General features: G+C 32.8%; 32 protein-coding genes. All 32 read left to right on the forward strand.

What is annotated here, in order from left to right; translation table 11 throughout:
* Positions 1–509: 509 nt before the first annotated feature.
* The 32 genes from rpsJ (at position 510) to rplQ (ending at position 16283) form a co-directional block, all read left to right on the forward strand.
* Complete coding sequence (gene rpsJ, locus RYM86_RS03430; protein ID WP_315077798.1) at positions 510–818, forward strand: 30S ribosomal protein S10; 309 nt, start codon at positions 510–512, stop codon at positions 816–818.
* A gap of 71 nt (positions 819–889) precedes the next feature.
* The gene (gene rplC / locus RYM86_RS03435; RefSeq protein ID WP_315077800.1) at positions 890–1519 is read left to right on the forward strand and encodes a 50S ribosomal protein L3; all 630 of its coding nucleotides are present in this window, start codon (positions 890–892) and stop codon (positions 1517–1519) included.
* A 25-nt stretch (positions 1520–1544) separates the two neighbouring features.
* A complete protein-coding gene (gene rplD / locus RYM86_RS03440) occupies positions 1545–2165 on the forward strand; it encodes a 50S ribosomal protein L4 (RefSeq protein ID WP_315077801.1) in 621 nt (206 codons plus the stop codon).
* Positions 2165–2461, forward strand: a complete 297-nt coding sequence (gene rplW / locus RYM86_RS03445) for a 50S ribosomal protein L23 (RefSeq protein ID WP_003371883.1) — start codon at positions 2165–2167, stop codon at positions 2459–2461. The genes rplD and rplW overlap by 1 nt, the downstream gene beginning before the upstream one ends.
* A gap of 59 nt (positions 2462–2520) precedes the next feature.
* The gene (gene rplB, locus RYM86_RS03450) at positions 2521–3354 is read left to right on the forward strand and encodes a 50S ribosomal protein L2 (RefSeq protein WP_003369139.1); all 834 of its coding nucleotides are present in this window, start codon (positions 2521–2523) and stop codon (positions 3352–3354) included.
* A 67-nt stretch (positions 3355–3421) separates the two neighbouring features.
* Entirely contained in the window at positions 3422–3700 is a 279-nt protein-coding gene (gene rpsS, locus RYM86_RS03455; RefSeq protein WP_003373804.1) for a 30S ribosomal protein S19, read from the forward strand.
* Positions 3701–3720: 20 nt separating this feature from the next.
* Positions 3721–4056: a 50S ribosomal protein L22 gene (gene rplV / locus RYM86_RS03460; protein WP_003374480.1), complete on the forward strand. Its 336-nt coding sequence runs from the start codon at positions 3721–3723 to the stop codon at positions 4054–4056.
* 18 nt (positions 4057–4074) lie between these two features.
* Complete coding sequence (rpsC, locus tag RYM86_RS03465) at positions 4075–4740, forward strand: 30S ribosomal protein S3 (protein ID WP_003372227.1); 666 nt, start codon at positions 4075–4077, stop codon at positions 4738–4740.
* Positions 4741–4757: 17 nt separating this feature from the next.
* The gene (gene rplP, locus RYM86_RS03470; RefSeq protein ID WP_003372978.1) at positions 4758–5192 is read left to right on the forward strand and encodes a 50S ribosomal protein L16; all 435 of its coding nucleotides are present in this window, start codon (positions 4758–4760) and stop codon (positions 5190–5192) included.
* Positions 5192–5404, forward strand: a complete 213-nt coding sequence (rpmC, locus tag RYM86_RS03475) for a 50S ribosomal protein L29 (RefSeq protein WP_012423239.1) — start codon at positions 5192–5194, stop codon at positions 5402–5404. The genes rplP and rpmC overlap by 1 nt, the downstream gene beginning before the upstream one ends.
* Positions 5405–5427: 23 nt before the next feature.
* Entirely contained in the window at positions 5428–5682 is a 255-nt protein-coding gene (gene rpsQ / locus RYM86_RS03480) for a 30S ribosomal protein S17 (RefSeq protein ID WP_003369916.1), read from the forward strand.
* Between the two features lie 28 nt (positions 5683–5710).
* A complete protein-coding gene (rplN, locus tag RYM86_RS03485; RefSeq protein WP_003373072.1) occupies positions 5711–6079 on the forward strand; it encodes a 50S ribosomal protein L14 in 369 nt (122 codons plus the stop codon).
* A 15-nt stretch (positions 6080–6094) separates the two neighbouring features.
* A complete protein-coding gene (rplX, locus tag RYM86_RS03490; protein ID WP_012449622.1) occupies positions 6095–6409 on the forward strand; it encodes a 50S ribosomal protein L24 in 315 nt (104 codons plus the stop codon).
* A 23-nt stretch (positions 6410–6432) separates the two neighbouring features.
* Positions 6433–6972: a 50S ribosomal protein L5 gene (rplE, locus tag RYM86_RS03495; RefSeq protein WP_003374539.1), complete on the forward strand. Its 540-nt coding sequence runs from the start codon at positions 6433–6435 to the stop codon at positions 6970–6972.
* 16 nt (positions 6973–6988) lie between these two features.
* Entirely contained in the window at positions 6989–7174 is a 186-nt protein-coding gene (locus tag RYM86_RS03500; RefSeq protein WP_315077820.1) for a type Z 30S ribosomal protein S14, read from the forward strand.
* Positions 7175–7204: 30 nt separating this feature from the next.
* A complete protein-coding gene (gene rpsH / locus RYM86_RS03505; protein ID WP_315077822.1) occupies positions 7205–7603 on the forward strand; it encodes a 30S ribosomal protein S8 in 399 nt (132 codons plus the stop codon).
* A gap of 72 nt (positions 7604–7675) precedes the next feature.
* Positions 7676–8218 (forward strand): 50S ribosomal protein L6, encoded by a 543-nt coding sequence (gene rplF / locus RYM86_RS03510; protein WP_315077824.1) that lies wholly within the window; start codon positions 7676–7678, stop codon positions 8216–8218.
* 18 nt (positions 8219–8236) lie between these two features.
* Positions 8237–8596 carry a 50S ribosomal protein L18 gene (gene rplR, locus RYM86_RS03515; protein ID WP_003369785.1) on the forward strand — a complete coding sequence of 120 codons (360 nt, stop codon included), beginning with the start codon at positions 8237–8239 and terminating at the stop codon, positions 8594–8596.
* Positions 8597–8615: 19 nt separating this feature from the next.
* The gene (gene rpsE, locus RYM86_RS03520) at positions 8616–9113 is read left to right on the forward strand and encodes a 30S ribosomal protein S5 (RefSeq protein WP_003373238.1); all 498 of its coding nucleotides are present in this window, start codon (positions 8616–8618) and stop codon (positions 9111–9113) included.
* 11 nt (positions 9114–9124) lie between these two features.
* Entirely contained in the window at positions 9125–9304 is a 180-nt protein-coding gene (rpmD, locus tag RYM86_RS03525) for a 50S ribosomal protein L30 (RefSeq protein WP_003372301.1), read from the forward strand.
* A 23-nt stretch (positions 9305–9327) separates the two neighbouring features.
* A complete protein-coding gene (gene rplO, locus RYM86_RS03530; RefSeq protein ID WP_315077827.1) occupies positions 9328–9768 on the forward strand; it encodes a 50S ribosomal protein L15 in 441 nt (146 codons plus the stop codon).
* A gap of 1 nt (position 9769) precedes the next feature.
* Complete coding sequence (gene secY, locus RYM86_RS03535; RefSeq protein ID WP_315077829.1) at positions 9770–11050, forward strand: preprotein translocase subunit SecY; 1281 nt, start codon at positions 9770–9772, stop codon at positions 11048–11050.
* A 24-nt stretch (positions 11051–11074) separates the two neighbouring features.
* A complete protein-coding gene (locus tag RYM86_RS03540; protein ID WP_315077830.1) occupies positions 11075–11722 on the forward strand; it encodes an adenylate kinase in 648 nt (215 codons plus the stop codon).
* Positions 11723–11725: 3 nt separating this feature from the next.
* A complete protein-coding gene (gene map, locus RYM86_RS03545; RefSeq protein WP_315077831.1) occupies positions 11726–12475 on the forward strand; it encodes a type I methionyl aminopeptidase in 750 nt (249 codons plus the stop codon).
* 88 nt (positions 12476–12563) lie between these two features.
* Entirely contained in the window at positions 12564–12845 is a 282-nt protein-coding gene (locus RYM86_RS03550; protein ID WP_315077833.1) for a hypothetical protein, read from the forward strand.
* 7 nt (positions 12846–12852) lie between these two features.
* Complete coding sequence (gene infA / locus RYM86_RS03555; protein WP_002582630.1) at positions 12853–13071, forward strand: translation initiation factor IF-1; 219 nt, start codon at positions 12853–12855, stop codon at positions 13069–13071.
* Positions 13072–13123: 52 nt separating this feature from the next.
* On the forward strand, positions 13124–13237 hold the full coding sequence (gene rpmJ, locus RYM86_RS03560) for a 50S ribosomal protein L36 (protein ID WP_003373491.1): 114 nt from the start codon (positions 13124–13126) through the stop codon (positions 13235–13237).
* Positions 13238–13442: 205 nt separating this feature from the next.
* Positions 13443–13811, forward strand: coding sequence for a 30S ribosomal protein S13 (gene rpsM / locus RYM86_RS03565; protein ID WP_315077870.1), 369 nt, complete (start codon positions 13443–13445; stop codon positions 13809–13811).
* A gap of 19 nt (positions 13812–13830) precedes the next feature.
* The gene (gene rpsK, locus RYM86_RS03570) at positions 13831–14223 is read left to right on the forward strand and encodes a 30S ribosomal protein S11 (protein WP_003374267.1); all 393 of its coding nucleotides are present in this window, start codon (positions 13831–13833) and stop codon (positions 14221–14223) included.
* Positions 14224–14249: 26 nt separating this feature from the next.
* Complete coding sequence (gene rpsD, locus RYM86_RS03575; protein ID WP_315077873.1) at positions 14250–14870, forward strand: 30S ribosomal protein S4; 621 nt, start codon at positions 14250–14252, stop codon at positions 14868–14870.
* Between the two features lie 111 nt (positions 14871–14981).
* Positions 14982–15929: a DNA-directed RNA polymerase subunit alpha gene (locus tag RYM86_RS03580; RefSeq protein WP_003371007.1), complete on the forward strand. Its 948-nt coding sequence runs from the start codon at positions 14982–14984 to the stop codon at positions 15927–15929.
* Between the two features lie 12 nt (positions 15930–15941).
* Positions 15942–16283 (forward strand): 50S ribosomal protein L17, encoded by a 342-nt coding sequence (rplQ, locus tag RYM86_RS03585; protein ID WP_252215042.1) that lies wholly within the window; start codon positions 15942–15944, stop codon positions 16281–16283.
* Positions 16284–16456 lie beyond the last annotated feature (173 nt).

Genomic DNA, 16456 nt, shown 5'->3' on the forward strand with positions numbered 1-16456 from the left:
GAAGAACTGTAGGATCAGGAGTTGTTACTAAGATTAACGCTTAATCTTAATAATAATTATAAATTCTAATTAGAATAATAAATAAGGTAGGGGAAAGACGTTTTCTCTACCTTATTTTTATATTTAAAGATAAAAAAATAAAAAGACTAATATAAATAATAAAATACAATAAATATATTGAAATTTATAAGAAATACTATTAGAATAATAAAAGAAACGGAAACGAAAAAAAGCAAAAATATTAAATGAGTAAAAACTTGAAGAAAAGTATAAAAAAAACTTGAAAAATATTTTTAATGATAGTATAATGAAGAAGTTGCATAGCATACAGCGATGAATCAAGAGGTTGCCGGACTTCCGGGTAATTCTTGATGAGTAGTTTGGATCTAGAATCCGACGACAGGGATTGTATAATTTTGTGGCGAGTGATGAAACACCCGGTGCAGTTTATAGAATGACCGCTGTTGTGCGTTAGAAGTAAAGCGTACATGAAAAGGAGGGAAACCATAATGTCAAAGCAAAAAATAAGAATCAGATTAAAAGCTTTTGATCATACAATATTAGATCAATCAGCTGAGAGAATTGTAGAAACTGCAAAAACATCAGGAGCTAAAGTAGTAGGACCAGTTCCACTACCAACTGAAAAAGATGTTGTTACAATATTAAGAGCGGTTCACAAATATAAAGATTCAAGAGAACAATTCGAAATAAGAACTCATAAGAGATTAATCGACATAGTTAATCCATCACCTAAGACTGTTGATGCGTTAATGAGATTAAATCTTCCAGCAGGTGTGGATATAGAAATTAAATTATAAGCTGGAAAATAAAAAGAATGAACTATTATGATTGGAAACAGTCCGCTAATTAGTTTGGGAGGTGTAAATACATGAAAAAAGCTATAATGGGTAAGAAAATAGGGATGACTCAAATCTTCAACGAAGCAGGAAAGGTTATTCCAGTTACAGTAGTAGAAGCTGGTCCATGTGTTGTTGTTCAAAAGAAAACTGTAGAAAAAGACGGTTATGAAGCAATACAAGTTGGTTTTGGTGATATAAGAGAAAAATTAGTTAACAAGCCAGCTAAAGGACATTTTGAAAAAGCAGGAGTTGTTTTAAAGAGAACTTTAAAAGAATTCAAACTTGAAGATGTAAGCCAATATGAAGTTGGTCAAGAAATCAAAGCTGATGTATTTGAAATTGGAGACAAAATTGATGTATCTGGAGTTTCTAAAGGTAAGGGATTCCAAGGTGTTATCAAGAGATGGAACCAACAAAGAGGACCAATGACTCATGGTTCTAAGTTCAAAAGAGCACCAGGTTCAATGGGAGCTTCATCAGATCCATCTAGAACATTCAAGAATAAGAGAATGCCTGGACATATGGGTTGCGTTAATACAACAGTAATGAACTTAGAAGTAGTTAAAGTAATAGCTGAAAAGAACTTATTATTAATCAAGGGTGGTATCCCAGGACCTAACAAAGGTACAGTAGTAATAAGAAACGCAGTTAAAGCTTAATTTCTAAAGGAAAGGAGGAGACATGATGCCTACAGTAGGGTTATTTAATCAAGAAGGAAAACAAGTTGGAGATATCCAATTAAATGCAAATATATTTGAAGTAGAAGTAAACAAACACGCATTACATCAAGTAGTAGTTGCTTTATTAGCTAATAAGAGACAAGGAACTCAATCAGCTAAGACTAGAACTGAGGTAAGAGGAGGCGGAATCAAACCTTGGAGACAAAAAGGTACTGGTAGAGCAAGACAAGGTTCTATTAGAGCACCTCAATGGATCAAAGGTGGTATTGTATTCGCACCAAAGCCAAGAGATTACAGAGTTTCAATTCCAAAGAGTATGAGAAGAGTTGCTATGAAGTCAGCATTAACTAGCAAAGTTAACGATGGACAAATGGTAGTTTTAGAATCATTATCTTTTGAAGCACCAAAGACTAAGCAATTTATAGAAATGTTAAATGCATTCAATGCAAAGAAAACATTAATAATAACTGCTGAATCAAATGAAGCTGTATACAAATCAGCAAGAAATATTCAAGGGGTTAGTGTTATCCCAGTAAACAACATCAACGTATATGATTTATTAAAGTTTGAAAAATTAATCATAACTAAAGATGCTGTATCAAAAATTGAGGAGGTGTACGCATAATGAAATTAACAAGCCATGATATAATAAGAAAGCCTGTTATCACTGAAAAGAGCATGGCCGCTATGGCAGAAAAGAAGTACACTTTCATAGTTCACGTAAATGCTAATAAGTCTCAAGTAAAGAGAGCTGTGGAAGAAGTTTTTGATGTTAAAGTTAAAGACGTTAACACTATAAACGGTTTAGGAAAAACTAAAAGAATGGGCGTACATGTAGGAAAGAGATCTGACTACAAAAAAGCTATTGTTACATTAACTGAAGAAAGCAAAGCTATAGAATTCTTCGACGGATTACAATAGTATATTAAGGCCATTATTGGTGAAATGCCAGAAAAGCTGAAAAAAAGGAGGGAATTGTAATGGCAGTTAAAAAGTTTAACCCTATTACACCATCAAGAAGACAAATGACTATGCCAACATTTGAAGAAATAACTTCACAACAACCGGAAAAGTCACTTCTTGTATCATTAAAGAGTAAAGCGGGTAGAAATGCTCAAGGTAAGATTACTGTAAGACACCGTGGCGGCGGAGTTAAGAGAAAATACAGAATCATAGACTTTAAAAGAAATAAAGATTCAATTCCAGCAAAGGTTGCAACTATAGAATATGATCCAAATAGATCAGCTTATATTGCACTTGTTGTTTATACAGATGGAGAAAAAAGATACATAATCGCTCCAGCAGGATTAAAAGTTGGTGATGTTATAGTATCAGGTCCAGATTCTGATATCAAACCAGGTAATGCTCTTCCATTAAAGAACATACCAGTTGGTACAGTTATTCATAATATCGAATTACAAAAAGGTAAAGGTGGTCAATTAGTTAGATCTGCTGGTAATTCAGCACAATTAATGGCTAAAGAAGGAAACTACGCAACTTTAAGATTACCTTCAGGCGAAATGAGATATGTAAGAATAGAATGTAGAGCAACAATCGGAACTGTTTCTAATCCAACAAACGATATAGTTAATATCGGTAAAGCTGGTAGAAAGAGACATATGGGATGGAGACCTACAGTTAGAGGATCTGTTATGAACCCTAACGATCACCCTCACGGTGGTGGTGAAGGTAAATCACCAGTTGGTAGACCAAGTCCAGTTACTCCTTGGGGTAAACCAGCACTTGGATACAAAACAAGAAAGAATAAGAAATATTCTGACAGATTTATTATCAAGGGTAGAAACGCTAAGTAGTTTGAAGAGAAATTTTTATTCTCTTCTAGCTTATTGTTACTAAGGTTTATGAAGGGAGGCAATATTAGTGAGTAGATCAACAAAAAAAGCACCTTTTGTGCATGAAGGACTTTTAAAGAAGATAGAAGAAATGAATGCAAGTGGAGATAAGAAAGTTGTTAAGACTTGGTCAAGAAGTTCAACAATCTATCCACAAATGATAGGTCATACAATTGCAGTTCATGACGGAAGAAAACATGTTCCAGTTTATTTATCAGAAGATATGGTTGGACACAAGTTAGGTGAGTTCGTATTAACTAGAACTTATAGAGGTCATGTGGCAGATAAAACATCAAAAAGAAAGTAGCCTGGAAAGGAGGAACATAAATGGAAGCTAGAGCTATAGCTAAATATATTAGAATGTCTCCAATGAAAGTTAGAGTAATTCTTGATTTAATAAGAGGAAAACAAGTTAAAGAAGCTTTTGCTATTTTAGAATATACTCCAAGAGAAGCAGCAGTAGTAATTAAAAAGGTTTTAAAATCAGCTGTTGCTAATGCAGAAAATAATTTAGAATTAAATGCTGACAACTTATATGTTTCAGAAGCTTATGTTGGTGAAGGTCCAATACTTAAGAGATTCAGACCAATGGATCACGGTAAGGCATTCAGAATCAACAAAAGAACTAGTCATGTAACAGTAGTTGTAAAAGAAAGAGCTTAAAGAAGGAGGGAAAGTTAAGTGGGTCAAAAAGTACATCCTCACGGTCTTAGAGTAGGCGTTATCAAGGGATGGGACGCAAAGTGGTATGCTAATAAAAAGGACTTTGCTGACAATCTTGTAGAAGATAACCAAATCAGAAAATTTGTTAAAAAAGAACTTTTCTCAGCTGGGATTTCTAAAATAGAAATCGAAAGAGCTGCTAAAAGAGTTAAATTAAATATATATACTGCTAAACCTGGTGTCGTAATAGGAAAAGGTGGATCAGGAATAGAAAGTTTAAAGAAGAAATTAACTAACTATATTAGTGGAAAAAACATACTAATAAATATAGTTGAAGTTAAAAGTGTAGAAGCTGAAGCACAATTAATGGCTGAAAATATAGCTGCACAATTAGAAAAGAGAATTTCATTCAGAAGAGCTATGAAGCAAACAATGCAAAGAGCTATGAGACATGGAATAAAAGGTGTAAAAACTGCTTGTTCTGGTAGATTAGGTGGAGCTGAAATAGCAAGAACTGAACACTATCATGAAGGAACAATCCCACTACAAACATTAAGAGCTGATATCGATTATGGATTTGCTGAAGCAAATACAACATATGGAAAAATCGGAGTTAAAGTTTGGGTTTATAAAGGTGAAGTTCTTCCAACAAAGAAAGTAGAAAAGGAAGAAGCTAACGCGTAAGAAAGGAGGAATAGATCATGTTAATGCCTAAAAGAGTAAAGCATCGTAAGGTACAACGTGGTAGAATGAAAGGTAGAGCTACAAGAGGTAACTTCTTAGCTTATGGAGATTTTGGTCTTCAAGCTACAACTTGTGGATGGATAACAAGTAATCAAATCGAAGCTGCCAGAATTGCTATCAACAGATATATAAAAAGAGGAGGAAAACTTTGGATAAAGATTTTCCCAGATAAACCAGTAACAGAAAAACCAGCTGAAACAAGAATGGGATCAGGTAAAGGATCACCAGAATATTGGGTAGCTGTTGTTAAACCTGATAGAGTAGTTTTTGAACTATCTGGAGTTACTGAAGATGTGGCAAGAGAAGCAATGAGACTTGCATCACATAAACTTCCTGTAAGAACTAAGTTTGTTACAAGAAGAGATTTTGAGGAAATGGGTGGTGAAAAATAATGAAGGCTAGAGAATTAAAAGAATTAAGATCAAGCAATCCTCAAGATTTAACATTAAAGTTAGGAGATCTTAAAGCAGAGTTATTCAATTTAAGATTTCAATTAGCTACAGGACAATTAGAAAATCCTATGAGAATTAGAGAAGTAAAGAAATCTATAGCCCAAATAAAGACCATCTTAAGAGAAGACGAAATGAGGGCATTAGAACAGTAAATCTGGAAGGAGGGTAAGCCCGAATGGAAAGAACGTTAAGAAAGAAAAGAACTGGTAGAGTTGTTTCAGATAAAATGGATAAAACAGTAGTAGTAGCTGTCGAAACTAAGGTTAGACATCCACTATACGGAAAAACAATTAACAAGACTACAAAGTTTAAGGTTCATGATGAAAAAAATGAAGCTAAAATTAATGATAGAGTATTAATAATGGAAACTAGACCTTTATCTAAAGATAAAAGATGGAGACTTGTTGAAATAGTAGAAAAAGCTAAATAGGCTGTAATACTGAAAGGAGGGTAATTGTATGATACAACCACAAACTTTACTTAAAGTTGCAGATAATTCAGGTGCAAAAGAAATTATGTGCATAAGAGTACTAGGTGGATCAAAAAGAAAATTTGGTAATATAAGTGACGTTATTGTAGCTAGCGTTAAAAGTGCAACACCAGGCGGAGTTGTTAAAAAAGGCGAGGTTGTTAAGGCTGTTATAGTTAGATCAGCAAAAGGATTAAGAAGAGCGGACGGTTCATATATTAAATTTGATGAAAATGCTGCAGTTATCATTAAAGACGATAAACAACCAAGAGGTACTCGTATCTTTGGACCTGTTGCTAGGGAGCTAAGAGATAAAGAATTTAATAAAATTCTATCATTAGCACCAGAAGTTCTATAAGAGGAGGTGTCTTACTTGAAGGTACATGTAAGAAAAAGTGATACAGTTGTAGTTATATCTGGTAAAGATAAAGGAAAAACTGGTGAAGTTTTAAAAGTATATCCAAAGACAGGAAAAGTTCTTGTTCAAGGAATTAACATAGTTAAAAAGCATCAAAAAGCTAATAAGAGCCAAGTTGAAAGTGCTATAATCGAAAGAGAAGCAGCTATCAACAGTTCTAAAGTTATGTTATATTGTAACAAATGTAAAAATGCTACAAGAATAGCTAACAAAATATTAGATGATGGTACTAAAGTTAGAGTATGTAAGAAATGTTCAGAAACATTCTAAATTCTGAAAGGAGGTAACTATAAATGACAAGACTTCAAGAAAAATATTCAAAAGAAGTAATTCCGGCGATGATTGAAAAGTTCGGATATAAGAACGTTATGGAAATTCCAAAGCTAGAAAAGATCGTGATCAACATGGGTGTTGGAGAAGCTAAGGAAAATCAAAAAGTTTTAGAATCAGCAGTTAGTGATTTAAGTTTAATAGCTGGTCAAAAGCCAATATTAACAAGAGCAAAAAAATCAGTTGCTAACTTTAAAATAAGAGAAAATATGGCTTTAGGATGTAAAGTTACATTAAGAAAAGCAAAGATGTATGAATTTGCTGATAAGTTAATGAGTATAGCATTACCTAGAGTAAGAGATTTCAGAGGAGTTTCAGCTAAAGCATTTGATGGTAGAGGAAACTATTCTTTAGGAATAAAAGAACAATTAATATTCCCAGAAATAGAATATGATAAGATTGATAAAGTTAGAGGGATGGATATAATCTTCGTTACAACAGCAAATACAGACGAAGAAGCAAGAGAATTACTTAGATTTCTTGGAATGCCATTCGCTCAATAATAAGGAGGGAAACATATTGGCACGTAAAGCTATTATTGAAAAGTGGAGTAAAGCTCCTAAATACAAAACTAGAGCTTATACAAGATGTAGAATATGTGGAAGACCACATGCTGTATTAAGAAAATACGGAGTATGTCGTATTTGTTTTAGAGAACTTGCTTATAAAGGCGAAATTCCTGGTTGCAGAAAAGCAAGCTGGTAATACATGATGTAATGAAAGGAGGCACAAAAAATGGTTATGACAGATCCAATAGCAGATCTACTTACACGTGTAAGAAATGCTAATGCTGTAAAACACGAAGTTGTAGAAGTACCTTCTTCAAATGTAAAGAAGGCAATTACAAATATATTATTACAAGAGGGTTATATTAAGAATATTGAAGAATATAACGACGGAGTAGTACCAATGTTAAGAATTAGTCTTAAATATGGTGCAAATAATGAAAGAGTTATAACTGGTATTAAGAGAATTTCTAAACCAGGATTAAGAGTATATTGTAAAAAAGATGAAGTACCAAAAGTTCTTAATGGATTAGGAGTTGCAGTAATTTCAACATCTAAAGGACTAATGGTTGATAGAGAAGCTAGAAAAGATGGTTTAGGTGGAGAAGTTCTTTGCTACGTTTGGTAGTATTTAAATTTTGAAAATAAACAAGAGATAGTTTCACATATAGAATTTAGAAATAATACAGGAGGTGTACTTATGTCAAGAGTTGGTAGATTACCAATAGCTGTTCCTGCTGGCATAACTGTAACTGTAACACCAGACAACGTTGTTACAGTTAAAGGTCCAAAAGGTGAATTAGTTAAAACTATGCATAAAGACATAAATATAGCAGTTGAAAACAATGAAGTAGTTGTTACTAGACCAAGTGATCAAAAAGCTCATAGAGCTCTTCATGGTTTAACAAGAGCGTTAATTAATAACATGGTAATCGGAGTTAATGAAGGTTACCAAAAGACTTTAGAATTAGTTGGTGTTGGTTATAGAGCTCAATTACAAGGCAAGAAACTTGTAATGAACCTTGGATATTCACATCCAGTTGAAATCGAACCTATTGATGGAATCACATTTGAAACTCCTGCTGCAACTAAAGTAATTGTTAAAGGTATCGACAAAGAAAAAGTTGGTGCTGCTGCAGCTGATATAAGAAAATGGAGATTACCAGAACCATATAAGGGTAAAGGTATCAAGTTCGAAAACGAAGTGATCAGACGTAAAGAAGGTAAGACTGGTAAGAAATAATAGGAAGGAGTGAGCTGTATGTTCAAAAAGGTAGACAAAAAAGCAAGCAGAACTAAGCGTCACCTTAGAGTTCGTAAGAAAGTTTTTGGTACTCCTGACAGACCAAGACTTTCAGTTTTCAGAAGTGAAAAGAATATATACGCACAAATTATAGATGACGTAAATGCTGTTACAATAGTAGCTGCTTCAAGTTTAGATAAAGAATTTTCAACTAATGGTGGAAATAAAGAAGGTGCTAAACTTGTAGGTGCAGCTGTAGCTAAGAAAGCTATAGAAAAAGGAATTACTGAAGTAGTATTCGACAGAGGTGGATATGTATACCACGGAAGAGTTCAAGAATTAGCAGAAGGCGCTAGAGAAGCAGGCTTAAAATTCTAATATACAAGGAGGGAAATACATGAGAATCGATCCTAGTACACTAGACCTTAAAGAAAAGGTTGTTGATATAAACAGAGTTACTAAGGTTGTTAAAGGTGGTAGAAACTTCAGATTCAGCGCTCTAGTTGTTGTTGGAGACGAAAACGGACACGTTGGCGTTGGAATGGGTAAATCTATCGAAATTCCTGAAGCAATCAAAAAAGGAATAGAAGATGCTAAGAAAAACTTAGTAGAAGTTGCGATGTTAGGAACTACTGTTCCTCATCAAATCAACGGAAAATTTGGAACAGGTAATGTTCTAATAATGCCAGCTAAACAAGGTACAGGAGTTATTGCTGGAGGTCCAGCAAGATCTGTATTAGAATTAGCAGGTTTAAAGGATGTAAGAGCTAAATCATTAGGTTCAAATAATCCTAAAAACATGGTTAAAGCTACAATAAACGGATTAGCAAGCTTAAGAACAGCTGAAGATATAGCTAAATTAAGAGGAAAATCTGTAGAAGAAATATTAGGTTAGGAGGTATTGCAATGGCTAAACTAAAAATTACTTTAGTAAAGAGTTTAATAGGTAGAAAAAAAGAACATATCGCTACTGCAAATGCTCTTGGACTTAGAAAGATTCGTGCTACAGTAGAACATGAGGGAACACCTCAAATTAAAGGTATGTTAAAGAAAATTGATTACCTGTTAAAGGTAGAAGAAATATAAGAAAATAAGGAGGTGTGCTTAAGATGAAACTTCATGAATTACAACCAGCAGCTGGAAGTAGGAAAGCTCCTAAAAGAGTTGGTAGAGGTACAGGTTCTGGTTTAGGAAGAAATGCTGGTAAAGGTGAAAAGGGTCAAAATGCAAGATCAGGCGGTGGAGTAAGACCGGGTTTTGAAGGAGGTCAAATGCCTTTATATAGAAGACTTCCAAAGAGAGGTTTTACAAATATATTTGCTAAAAAATACATTAGTATTAATGTTGATAGATTAAATATATTTGAAAATGGTACTGAGATAACTCCAGAAGTATTACTTGAAAGAAGAGTTGTAAGTAAGGTATTAGACGGAGTAAAAATACTTGGTAACGGAAATTTAGAAAAATCTTTAATAGTAAAAGGATGTAAGTTCTCAAAGTCTGCAATAGAAAAGATCGAAGCAGCTGGAGGAAAAGTTGAGGTGATTTAAAGTGCTTCAGACTTTACGTAACGCATTTAAGGTTTCTGAACTAAGGAAGAAATTTTTTTGGATAATCTTATTGGTTGCAGTTTTCAGGATGGGAAGTCATATTCCTGTTCCTGGAATCAATGCTGATTATCTAAAAAGCATATCCCAATCAGGCGGTTTACTAAGCTTTTATGATTTATTATCAGGAGGAGCTTTTAGTAGATTCAGTATATTTGCATTAGGTGTTATGCCTTATATTAATGCATCAATCATAATGCAATTATTAACTGTTGCCATTCCTCAATTAGAACAACTTTCTAAAGAGGGTGAAGATGGAAGAAAGAAAATTCAAAATGCTACTCGTTATGTATCACTTGGAATATCATTTATTCTAGCTTTTGGAATATATGCAACTATTTCTAATAGTGGAGCTACAGCAGGAATAAAGACTAGTGAAATGTTAGTTATAATATTCGCACTAGTTGTAGGATCAACTTTTTGTATGTGGTTAGGTGATCAATTAACTGTTAATGGAATTGGAAATGGAACTTCAATATTAATCTTTGTTAATATAGTTTCAAGAATTCCAATGACTATGGGTTCAATTGCTGCTTCTAAACAAGCAGGAAATGTGAGCATAATAGAAGTCGCATTATTTGCAGCATTCTTTGTTGCATTGTTAGCTATTGTACTTTATTTCTCATTAGCTGAAAGAAGAATACCTGTTCAATATGCTGGTAAAGCTGTTGGCGGAAGTAAAATGATGAGAAATCAAACAAGTCACATACCATTAAGTATTATAGGGTCAGCAGTTATTGCAATAATATTTGCAATGTCTGTTATGGATTTCCCTAGAACAATAGCTACTTTTGTTCCAAACAAAAGTTGGGCAATGTGGATTTTAACTAATAAAACATGTGTTTTTAATTCTGAAAGCTGGATGTATATAGTGTTATACGCTATACTTACATTATTCTTCACATGGTTCTATACACAAATAACGTTTAAGCCAGATGAAATGGCTGAAAACTTGCATAAATCTACAGGATTTATACCAGGTATAAGACCAGGAGAAGCTACAACAAGATATTTTGAAAGAATTCTTAATAGAGTTTCAGTAATAGGTGGAATATTGGCAGCTATTTTAGCTGTAACACCAACTATAGTTCAAAATTATACGGAATTTAAGAATATATCTTTCTCAGGAACGGCACTTTTAATCATTATAGGTGTAGCATTAGATTTCAACAGACAAGTTGAATCACAAATGACAATGCGTCACTATAAAGGATTTCTAAAATAGATTAAGTAAATGGAGATGAAGCCCGTGAAGATAGTATTACTAGGTCCTCCAGGAGCAGGAAAAGGAACACAGGCAAAATCAATTAGTAATAGATATTCAATACCACATATTTCTACTGGTGATATTTTTAGAAAAAATATTTCTGAAAATACTCCACTTGGTATGGAAGCAAGAAGCTATATGGATAAAGGTTTATTGGTTCCAGACGAAGTTACTATTAATATGGTTAAGGATAGATTACAACAAGATGATTGTTTATCAGGATATCTATTAGATGGTTTCCCAAGAACTGTAGCACAAGCTGAAGCTCTTAATGAGTTCCTTGAAAATAGAAACGAACAATTAGATACAGCATTATTAATTGATGTACCTAGTGAGTTTATATTAGAGAGAATGACAGGCAGAAGAGTTTGTACATCATGTGGAGGAAGTTTTCATATTAAATTTAACCCACCAAAAATTGATGGAAAATGTAACTTGTGTGGAAGTGATATTGTACAAAGAAAAGACGATACAGTTGAAACTGTAAAGGAAAGAATCGATGTATATGATAAACAAACACAACCACTAATTGAGTTTTACAAGAGTAAAAATTTACTTTCAATGGTAGATGGTACAAAAGTTATTAATCAAGTATTTGAAGAAATTTGCAAATTATTAGGAGAGCAATAAAACATGATTATTATCAAAAATAATGATGAAATTGCTTTAATGAGAAAAGCAGGTAGAATAGTAGCTGAAACATTATTACTATTGGAAGAAAATATAAAGCCTGGTATAACTACTGCAGAATTAGACAGGGTAGCAGAAGAATTTATAACTAAGCATGGAGCGAAACCTTCCTTTAAAGGATTATATGGTTTTCCTTCGTCACTATGTATTTCTGTGAATGAGCAAGTAGTTCATGGAATGCCAGGAAATTATAAAATAAAAGATGGTGACATAGTTAGTATTGACTGTGGAGCTTTCATTGATGGTTTCCATGGAGATGCAGCAAGAACCTTTCCAATTGGAGAAGTTACAAATGATGCTAAAAGATTAATAGATGTAACAAAAAAAAGTTTCTTTCAAGGTATAAAATATGCTAAAGAAGGAAATAGATTAGGTAATATATCACACGAAATACAAAACTACATTGAGGCAGCAAGTTTCTCAGTAGTAAGAGACTTCGTAGGTCATGGGATTGGAAGGAAACTTCATGAAGATCCCGAAGTGCCTAACTTTGGAAGAGAAGGCAAAGGAACTAAATTACTTAATGGAATGGTATTAGCCATAGAACCTATGGTTAATATGGGAAACTGTAAAGTTAAAACTTTAAGTAATGGATGGACAGTTGTAACGGCAGATGCTACTTTATCTGCACATTATGAAAATACAGTTGCAATTTTGCCAGATGGACCAGAGATATTAACACTTATTAAGTAGAAACAGAGTGTTGCTTAGTTATAAATTTGCATGATACCATTTAGTTAAGTGCTAATTTATTACTAAGGTAATCATCGAGGTGAAAATTTTGCAAAGCAATGACTTGATTGGGAAAATAGTACTTTCAAAAGCAGGAAGAGATATAGAACATTTATATGTTATTGTTAGGCAACTAGATGACGATTATGTTTTGTTATCTAATGGAAATACAAAAACAGTAAATAAGCCTAAGAAGAAAAAACTTAAGCATTTAAATATATTAGAAAAAGTAGATGAAGAACTTGAATCATCTATACAAGTATGCGATAAAAGTACTGATTTAAAAATTAAGAGATTTCTAAAACTTAGAAGCATTGTTAAGGAGGGTTGATTACCTTATGTCAAAAGATGATGTTATAGAAATGCAAGGTACAGTACTAGAATCTTTACCGAATGCCATGTTCCAAGTTGAACTTGAAAGCGGTCATAAAATTCTAGCACATATATCAGGAAAATTAAGAATGAACTTCATTAGAATTCTACCAGGCGATAAGGTTACAGTGGAGCTTTCTCCATATGACTTAACTAGAGGAAGAATTACATGGAGAGCAAAATAAGATAGAGATAATTAAATTATATCTATCATCAGAAATATGAGGAGGGTTAGCTATGAAAGTAAGACCATCAGTTAAGCCTATTTGCGAAAAGTGCAAAGTAATAAAAAGAAAAGGAAGAGTAATGGTTATCTGTGAAAATCCTAAGCACAAGCAAAAACAAGGTTAATGATCAATTTTACAATAAACTTACATTATAAGGTTAAATAATATTGACATTTTCTTAAAAGTCAAATATGATTATATAGTCGTTTAATTAATTGCAATAGATTTTTAGGAGCGGCTGCAATAGAGAAGTCTATTGGCCTAAAATTTTTATATAATTTTTAAATCAAACTTTTATGCATTTCAATTATCAGGAGGTGTAATTTTTAATGGCAAGAATATCAGGTGTTGACCTACCAAGAGAAAAAAGAGTTGAAATTGCTTTAACTTATATCTATGGGATAGGTTTATCAACTTCACAAAAAATCTTATCTACAACAGGAATTAGTCCTGATGCTAGAGTAAAAGATTTATCAGAAGACGAAGTAAATGAAATCAGAACTTATATAAATAAGAACTTAATGGTTGAAGGTGACTTAAGAAGAGATGTTGCTTTAAACATTAAGAGATTAGTTGAAATAGGATCATACAGAGGAATAAGACACAGAAGAGGTCTTCCAGTTAGAGGTCAAAAGACTAAAACTAACGCTAGAACTAGAAAAGGTCCTAAGAAAACAATGGCTAATAAAAAGAAATAGTAAGGAGGGAAAATAACTAATGGCTCAAAAAGTTAAGAAAACTAGAAGAAGAAAAGAAAGAAAAAATGTTGAGCATGGCGCAGCGCACATAAAGTCAACTTTCAATAATTCAATAGTTACTTTAACAGATGCAGTAGGTAATGCTTTATCATGGTCAAGTGCAGGTGCACTAGGCTTTAGAGGATCAAGAAAAAGCACTCCATTTGCAGCTCAAATGGCAGCTGAAACAGCAGCTAAATCAGCTATGGAACATGGATTAAAAAGTATAGAAGTTTATGTAAAAGGTCCAGGTTCAGGAAGAGAAGCAGCTATAAGATCTTTACAAGCAGCTGGGTTAGAAGTAACTTTAATAAAAGATGTTACTCCGATTCCACACAATGGTTGTAGACCACCAAAGAGAAGAAGAGTTTAATTTAACGTAATAGGAGGTGTAATTTAATGGCAAGATATACTGGAGCTACATGCAGATTATGTAGAAGAGAAGGTATGAAATTATTCCTTAAAGGGGATAGATGTTTTACAGATAAATGTGCTTTTGTTAGAAGAAGCTACGCACCAGGACAACATGGAGCAAGCAAGAAGAAAATGTCAAACTATGGCATTCAATTAAGAGAAAAACAAAAGGCAAGAAGAATATATGGAATTTTAGAAGGCCAATTCAGAACATATTATGAAAAGGCTGAACACATGAAGGGTATAACAGGTGAAAACCTACTTAAATTACTAGAAATGAGATTGGATAACGTAGTTTACAAACTAGGTTATGGTGCATCAAGAAATGAAGCTAGACAATTAGTTACTCATGGACATTTCTTAGTAAATGGTAAAAAGGTTGACATTTGTTCATATCATGTTTCAATTAATGATGTAATTACTGTATGCGAAAAAAGCAGATCAAGTGAAAAGTTTAAGACTTTCGTAGAAAATCCAAAAACTTTACCAAAATGGTTAGAAGCTAATGTTGATAACTATGAAGGAAAAGTTGTTGCAGAGCCATCAAGAGAAGATATAGATGTGCCTGTTAACGAAACACTTATTGTTGAGTTATATAGTAAATAATATATTGAATAAAGTTATATTTGTTAGGCAAATCTATCAAATGATATGCAAATATAGAATCAGTTGCCCTCAAAATAAGGTTGCCATTTATAATATAAGGAGGGTTCGTGGATGTTAGAAATCGAAAAGCCAATAATAGAATGTATCGAAGCTAGTGAAGACGGAACTTATGGAAAATACGTTGTTGAACCACTTGAAAGAGGATATGGTATTACATTAGGAAACGCCCTAAGAAGAATATTATTATCATCTCTTCCAGGAGTAGCAACTAGTTCTGTTAAGATCGATGGAGTTCTTCATGAGTTTTCTACTGTTCAAGGAGTTAAAGAAGATGTTACAGAATTAATTCTTAATATTAAATCTTTAGCTTTAAGAATGAATGGTGAAGGCCCTAAAGTTATCTATATTGATGCTAAAGGACCAGGAGAAGTTACTGGAGCAGATATAAAGACTGACGGAGATGTTGAAGTTGTTAATAAGGATTTACATATAGCAACTTTAGATGACAATGGAAGACTTTATATGGAGTTAACAGTTAATAGAGGAAGAGGATACGTTACTCAAAACAAAAATAAGAGTGATGAATTACCAATTTCATCAATAGCTATTGATTCAATTTATACACCAGTAAAAAAAGTTAATTTTACAGTTGACAATACGAGAGTAGGTCAAATTACTGATTATGATAAATTAACTTTAGAAATATGGACTAATGGTACTATAAAGATTGATGAAGCTATAAGTTTATCAGCTAAAATCCTTATAGAACATTTTAAATTATTCATGTCATTAACTAATAACACTAATGACGTTGAAATAATGATAGAAAAAGAAGAAGACAAAAAAGAAAAAGTACTAGAAATGACTGTAGAAGAACTTGATTTATCAGTTAGATCATATAACTGTTTAAAGAGAGCTGGAATTAACACAGTACAAGAACTTGCTACTAAATCAATGGATGATATGATGAAAGTCAGAAATCTAGGAAAGAAATCTTTAGAAGAAGTTGAGAGAAAACTTAAAGAGTTAGGTTTATGCTTAAAACTAAACGATGAGTAAGGAGGTAAATCCATGGCAGGTTATCGTAAGTTAGGTCTACCTACAGACCAAAGAAGAGCTATGCTAAGAAATCTTGTTACAAGTTTATTAAAACACGGCAAAATCGAAACAACTGTAACAAGAGCTAAGGAAACTAGATCTCTTGCAGAAAAAATGATTACTCTTGGAAAAAGAGGAGATCTTCATGCTAGAAGACAGGCATTAGCTTTTATACAAGAAGAATTAGTTGTTAAAAATTTATTTGATAACGTAGCTCCTAAATACGCTGAAAGAAATGGCGGATATACAAGAATGTATAAAAAAGGTCCTAGAAGAGGAGACGGAGCTGAAGTAGTAATACTTGAATTAGTATAACTAATAAGGGGATTAAGTTTAAACTTAGTCCCCATTTTAACATATAAAAATATAAACATAATATATTATAGAGCACTTTTTGTAAAATCATAGAAAAATTTCGGATTTTTTTATTGAACTTATAATATTTTATTATATAATTAACTTAGCTAATTTTATGTATATACACTGAG

This window comes from uncultured Clostridium sp., from assembly GCF_963527835.1.
In the GTDB taxonomy this organism is placed as follows: domain Bacteria; phylum Bacillota; class Clostridia; order Clostridiales; family Clostridiaceae; genus Clostridium.